The sequence below is a fragment of the Thiohalocapsa sp. genome (genome assembly GCF_019695415.1).
Classification (GTDB): Bacteria; Pseudomonadota; Gammaproteobacteria; order Chromatiales; family Chromatiaceae; genus Thiohalocapsa.
Map to the genome: position 1 here is coordinate 1 of NZ_JAIFKJ010000555.1, position 5,432 is coordinate 5,432.

Annotated in this window: 6 protein-coding genes and 1 pseudogene; all 7 read right to left on the minus strand. The window is 67.4% G+C overall.

Translation table 11 applies throughout. The features are described 5' to 3' along the window. Window positions 1–250: FtsX-like permease family protein (locus I6U14_RS15320; RefSeq protein ID WP_296900390.1), on the minus strand; the 250-nt coding region annotated here is incomplete at its 3' end. Window positions 251–339: 89 nt separating this feature from the next. After that, window positions 340–759: pseudogene (locus I6U14_RS15325) on the minus strand (gamma-glutamyltransferase); the annotation flags it as partial. Window positions 760–892: 133 nt separating this feature from the next. After that, the gene (locus I6U14_RS15330) at window positions 893–1,150 is read right to left on the minus strand and encodes a YfhL family 4Fe-4S dicluster ferredoxin (RefSeq protein ID WP_296900391.1); all 258 of its coding nucleotides are present in this window, start codon (window positions 1,148–1,150) and stop codon (window positions 893–895) included. A 71-nt stretch (window positions 1,151–1,221) separates the two neighbouring features. Then, on the minus strand, window positions 1,222–1,698 hold the full coding sequence (gene coaD / locus I6U14_RS15335) for a pantetheine-phosphate adenylyltransferase (RefSeq protein WP_296900392.1): 477 nt from the start codon (window positions 1,696–1,698) through the stop codon (window positions 1,222–1,224). Window positions 1,699–1,827: 129 nt separating this feature from the next. Continuing rightward, window positions 1,828–2,430 (minus strand): 16S rRNA (guanine(966)-N(2))-methyltransferase RsmD, encoded by a 603-nt coding sequence (rsmD, locus tag I6U14_RS15340; RefSeq protein ID WP_296900393.1) that lies wholly within the window; start codon window positions 2,428–2,430, stop codon window positions 1,828–1,830. Between the two features lie 64 nt (window positions 2,431–2,494). Next, the gene (locus tag I6U14_RS15345; RefSeq protein WP_296900394.1) at window positions 2,495–3,955 is read right to left on the minus strand and encodes a pitrilysin family protein; all 1,461 of its coding nucleotides are present in this window, start codon (window positions 3,953–3,955) and stop codon (window positions 2,495–2,497) included. Further along, window positions 3,945–5,321: a pitrilysin family protein gene (locus tag I6U14_RS15350; RefSeq protein WP_296900395.1), complete on the minus strand. Its 1,377-nt coding sequence runs from the start codon at window positions 5,319–5,321 to the stop codon at window positions 3,945–3,947. The genes I6U14_RS15345 and I6U14_RS15350 overlap by 11 nt, the downstream gene beginning before the upstream one ends. Window positions 5,322–5,432: the final 111 nt, after the last annotated feature.

Sequence of the window (5,432 nt, forward strand, 5' to 3'; positions counted from 1 at the left end):
GCCCCAGCCCCGTGCCGATCGCCCCACCCACCAGGGTAATCAGCAGCACCAGCTTCAGGTAATGCAACCCCACCGCCTGGTTGCTGTAGCCAAAGGCTTTGAGCACGGCAATTTGATCCCGCTGGGTGCTGATGATGCGCGACAGCACGATATTCAGCAAAAAGGCGGCAATGCCCAGAAAGATGGTGGGCATGAACACGGCGGTGACCTGAAGCTGTTCAATTTCGTCGGTGAGGAACCGGTTGGCCACCTGATCCGCCCGACCATACGCACCCAAGCCGCCAATGCGCCCTAGCCGCTGATCCAGTTGAACCAGCACTCCTGGACGGTTCGCCCCCCCGCCAGGGGCAGCGGCCCGTAGGGCTCGGCAATGTGCACCAAGGCTGCAGGCGCACCGGGGATACCGGCGGCAAGGGCACCGTTTAGGGCGCGCTCGGGAACGAACCGCCCGTTGGCATCCAGGTACATGTCCGCGGTCGCCGCCAGCGGTGCCCGCTCACGGCCATCCACCATGACGTCCCGACCAGAATCCGCCAGATGCAGTAGCCAAAAGCCGCCGCCGCCGAGTCCCGAGCTGTAGGGCTCCACAACGGCGAGCGCCGCGCTCACGGCGACGGCCGCATCGAAGGCGTTGCCGCCCGCGCGCAGGATCTCGACGCCGGCGGCGGTGGCTTGCGGATGCGCGCTCGCCACCGCTGCAGCAGGAGGCCGGGAGCCCGCCGTGGACGCGACAGACCACGTCAGCAATGCAAAGACGATCAGGCGGAACAAAACATCGCCGGACCTTGTGGAGAGAGGCTTGGGCCTGGCGCGATGCTGCGCCGGCAGCGCAGAAAAAAGGCTCCGCACGGGAGCCTTGATGCAGGTGCGCGCAGAGCGCGCGCGCACGCGGTCAGCCGCCGGATTCACCGGTAATGCGCTCATACTTGGCGCGCAGCTCTTCTTCGGTTTCCGTGTTATCGGGGTCGACGATAATGCAGTCGACCGGGCAGACCTCGACGCACTGCGAGGTCTCGTAGTGGCCGACGCACTCGGTGCAGAGGTCGGGCTCGATGACGTAGATCTCTTCCCCCTGCGAGATAGCGCCGTTGGGGCACTCGGGCTCGCAGACGTCGCAGTTGATGCACTCGTCGGTAATCAGCAGGGCCATGGCGATACTCCTGAGGTAGCTTGGCTGTTCGAGCTTGGCTCTCGCGGCGGCACATTGGGATGGCCGGCAGTTTATCCAAACCGCTTTCGCAATGCAGCATGGACGGCCGGCGGCACGAAGGCGGACACATCGCCGCCGAGGCGCGCAATCTGCTTCACCAGCGATGAGGAAATATAGGCGTACTGCTCCGCTGGGGTGAGGAACAGGGTCTCGATGTCAGGGGCCATGCGGCGGTTCATGCCGGCGAGCTGGAATTCGTATTCGAAGTCCGAGACGGCGCGCAGGCCGCGCATGATGACGTGCACCTGCATCTGCCGGGCGAACTCCACCAACAGCCCCGAGAAGGCCACCACCTCCACGTTGCCGACGCCCCGGCAGACCTCGCACGCCAAGGCGACGCGCTCGTCAGTGTCGAAGGTGGTCGACTTGTCCGTTTCCCGGGCGACCGCTACCACCACGCGGTCACAGAGGTGCGCAGCGCGGGCCACCAGATCCGTATGGCCGTTGGTGATGGGATCAAAGGTACCTGGATAGACGACGCTGCGCATCGGGGCATGACAGGCTTCGGGTGAGCGAGCAACGACGCCTGCCTCGGGCACCGACGTCGCAATGGTTGCAGAGCATAGCAGACTGGACTGCCGCAGCTTGGCCGCGCCGTCGGTCGGCGCGACGGCCGTTCATTCCGATGCTGCACGCGCCAGCGCATAACGCACCTGGCCCGCGGTGCGCTCCCGAACCACCTGCCAGTGTGTCGGCAGCGCCGGCATGGGCTCGTTGGAGGGCGTCTCGATATAGACGGCAGCGCCCGGCGCCAGCCAGCCAGCCGCCAAGCGCCCGCAGGCCTCGGATATCACAGAATCGCGGAAGGGTGGATCGAGAAATACGATGTCGAAGGGTGCCGGCGGGTGTGATGCGAGCCAGCGCAGCGCGTCGGCCTGCACCACTTCCAGACGGGCGGCCGGCATTTGCCGGTCCTGGGCCGCCGCTGTTCGCAGTGTCTCGGCGTTAGCGCAAAGGCGGGCGGCAACGCCTGGGGCTTGCTCGATGAGCCAAACCTCGCCCGCCCCGCGAGAGAAGGCCTCAAAGCCCAGTGCACCAGCGCCGGCGAAGCAGTCCAGGCAGCGGCTGCCGGGAATGTCGGCGGCAAGCCAGTTGAACAGTGTCTCCCGCACCCGGTCGGTGGTGGGCCTAAGCCCGGGCTGCTGCGGCACCGGCAGCCGGCGCCCGCGCAGCCGCCCGCCGATGATGCGTAGCTGACCGGCCCCGCCGCGATGCGCCACTCCCAGGGCCGGCCCGCCGCGCCGCGAGCGGTCTGCATGCCCGCCACCGCCCGAGCGCCCGCCGCTAGCCCTCGCCACCGACCGCCGGCGTCACCGCCGCAGCCGGCGCCGTCGCATCCGCTGATGGGGCGCTGTCGACGGCCTGCTGCGCCGTGTCCGCTGCAGCGTCGGCCCTTGCGACGGGCGCCGATGCATCACCCCCATCACCGCCCACCATCACGACGGCGAGATGCTCCGGGTGCACGCGCCGGCGGTAGGCGTCGCGGATCTGCTCGGCGGTGACGGCGCTCACCCGCTCGGTGAAGCGATCGAGGTAGTCGAGCGGTAGGTCATAGAAGCCGATCAGGGACAGGTACTGTACGATCTTGCCGTTGCTCGCGATCCGCAGCGGAAAGCCGCCGGTGATGTTCTTGATGGCCGCATCCAGCTCTTCCGCTGTCGGGCCCTGCTCGACGAAGCGCTCCAGGGTATCCAGCATGACCCCGCGCGCCTCTTCGACTTGGGCATTCTTGGTTTGCAGGCCCATCACCATGGGCCCGCGCTCGGCCATGGGGGCGAAATAGCTGTAAGCGGAGTACGACAGGCCGCGCCGCTCCCGGACCTCGTCCATCAGAATGGACACGAGCCCGCTGCCGCCGAGTATGTGGTTGCCCACGTAGAGCGGAAAGTAATCCGGGTCGCCACGGCGCATGCCGGGCTGCCCCATGTAGAGGTGCGTCTGGCTGGACGGGAAGGCGATGCGCTGCACAGCACCGGCGGTCAGGTCCGCCACCGGCGGCAGGGGCGCCGGGGGCTCGCCCCGGGGCAGGCCCGCTGTCAGCACCTCCGCCAGCACTTCCGCCTGGGCGCGATCGAGGTCTCCGACGATGGCCACGGTGGCGTTGGGCGCCGTGTAGTAACGGCCATGGAAGCGCACCAAATCGGCGCGACTGATGGCCGCGACGCTCTCGCGGTTGCCGTCCGGGTCGGAGGCATAGGGGTGTTCGCCGTAGACGGCGTGATAGAGCGCGCGGCTGGCGACACTGCCCGGGTCCTGTTCCTGCTGGCGGAGACCCACCAAGGTGTTGGCGCGCACGCGTTCCAGGTCTTCGGGCGGGAATTCCGGCGCCGCGAGCACCTTGGTAAGGATCTCCACCGCCGTACTGAGCGTCTCCGGCTCCGTCAGGCTGCGCAGGCTCGCGTAGGCCATGTCACGGCCGGCACCGGTGCCGAGCTCGGCGCCGACTGCCTCGACACGCTCGGCGATGGTGTCCGCATCCAGCCCGCCGGCGCCTTCGGTGAGCATATTGGCCGTGAGGGATGCGAGGCCGGGCAGATGCCCGTCCCGGGCGCTGCCGGCATCGAAAGCGATGCGCACGTCCACCATGGGCAGGTCGGGCGCAGGAGCATACAGCACCTCCGCGCCGGACTCCGTACGCCAAGTCTCGATGTTCGGTGTCGCCGCGGCGGGTGCAATCAGTCCAGCTGTCAGGCATACGGCGGCCAGCAGGGCGGCGCGCCGGCGTGTCTTGTGGTTAGCGTGCATGGGCCAGGGCTCCAGTGGTGGTGGTGTCGCGGGCGGTGCGCGCCGCGCCGTCGAGCGGCTGCGGATCCAACCGGGCGACAGTGCGTACCTCCGGCACGAGATAGTTGCGGGCCACGTCGCGGATCTGCTCAGGCGTCACCGCCGACAGCCGCTCCACGTACTCGTCCACCAGCTCCCAGCCGAGACCGACGGTCTCCAGCTGACCGAGCTGCATGGCCTGGTAGAAGACGCTGTCCTTCTCGTAGACCTTGCCGGCGATCAACTGGGTGCGGATGCGTGCCAGCTCTTCCGGCGAGACCAGCTCGGTCTGCACGCGCTCGATCTGGTCCAGTAGCGCCGCCTCCAGCTCGTCGACACTGTGGCCCTTGGCCGGGGTGCCGCTCAGGCGGAACAATCCGGGCAGCCGGGTGAAAGCACTGTAGCCGGCACCGGCGCTGGCGGCGATGCGCTCGCCACGTACCAGCTCACGGCTGAACCGGGCACTGGCGCCGCCGTCTAGCACAGATGCGAGCATTTCCAGTGCGTAGGGCTCCCAGTCCGCGTCAGCATTGGCGAGGACAGGCACTTTGTAGCCCATGATGAGATAGGGCTCTTTCGCCGGCGCCTTGACCACCAGCCGGCGCTCACCGCGCTGCTCGGGCTCACTGCGAGGCTTGGGCGGAACCACCGGCTCCGCCTCCAGCGGACCGAAGTGCTTCTCGGCCAAAGCGAACACCGCCTCCGGATCTACGTCACCCACCACTACGACGGTGGCGTTATTTGGCGCGTACCACTGTTGGTACCAGCCCCGAAGGTCCTCCACCTGCATGGTCTCCAGGTCACTGGGCCAGCCAATGATGGGGTTGCGGTACGGCGAGGCCTGGTAGGCTACCGCTTGAAACTGCTCGTAGGTGAGCGACTGCGGGTCGTCGTCGGTGCGCAGGCGGCGCTCCTCTTTGACCACTTCCAGCTCCTTGACGAACTCTTCCTCCGGCAGAGTCAGCCGACGCATGCGCTCGGCCTCCAGCTCGAAGGAGACTTCCAGGCGGTCCGCGGCAAGGGTTTGGAAGTAGGCGGTGTAGTCGGTGCCGGTAAAGGCGTTCTCGTCTCCTCCGTTCTCGGCGATGATCTGCGAGAACTCCCCTGGCGCCAGGTTCTCGGTGCCCTTGAACATCATGTGCTCCAGCACGTGCGAGACACCGGTGATGCCCCCAGGCTCGTAGCTGGAGCCCACCTTGTACCAGACCTGGGAGGTGACGATGGGCGCCCGGCGGTCGGGCTTCACCAGCACCTTGAGCCCGTTGTCGAGGACGTGCTCATAGACCCCGGCTGCCGCCGGCGTCGTCGCGCCAAGCAGCAGCACGAGCGCGAGAGAGACTGTTCGCATGGTTTTGAAGCTCCGGTTTGATGGCTCGCTTCCACGTGGCGGCCCATGGCTGTTGATATACCCGTCGCGCATGGGTTTTCGGGTAAGCGAGGTGCGTCGCTCGTGCCCGAG